Source organism: Enterobacter sp. RIT637 (assembly GCF_019718755.1).
GTDB lineage: Bacteria > Pseudomonadota > Gammaproteobacteria > Enterobacterales > Enterobacteriaceae > Enterobacter.
In genome coordinates this window covers 1-510 of the sequence record NZ_JAIHAZ010000209.1, presented here as the reverse complement: position 1 = coordinate 510, position 510 = coordinate 1, and the positions used below count along the sequence as shown (strand labels likewise).

General features: G+C 59.0%; 1 protein-coding gene. It reads right to left on the bottom strand.

The features are described 5' to 3' along the window. A partial coding sequence (gene hflD, locus K5E19_RS24055) for a high frequency lysogenization protein HflD (RefSeq protein WP_221553415.1) occupies nt 1–510 on the bottom strand: 510 nt, incomplete at both ends.

Here is a 510-nt window from a genome sequence, read left to right as displayed (position 1 = left end):
GAGCGAGAATTTGTTTTGCCTGAGTCGTCAGGCGATTACGAGAGAACATTAACTGCAGTCGGCCACCGCCAACCTGTTGCCACAGCACGGCGGCACGAATCCCGGCCAGCAGCGAGGCGCGAACTTTCGCCTGTACCTGCGGGCTTTGCAGCACGGCAGGGGAGCCGGTGACCTGGATGCGTGGCCCAAGCGGGCTGATGACATCGACATAAATCGCAGCCATCGCACTCAGCAGGGTTTCGGACTGCAAATCAAAATGGTTGAGCTGACGCTGCAGCCCGGCGATGCGGTTGCCGAGCGTATCCATCGCACCTTTCGCGCTGTTGAGCTTACGCTCCAGCACCATCAGGCTCAACGTGTAGCGGGTCAGTTCTGCATTCAGCCCCTGGCGGTTGCTGGCATTAAGCACGCCGAGCAGGGTTTCGAGACCGAGGCTAAGATTCGTTTCACTGCCACCGAACACACCGAGCGTAGAGCCGGGGTTAAGGTCGATAACGCTGTTGAGCGAAA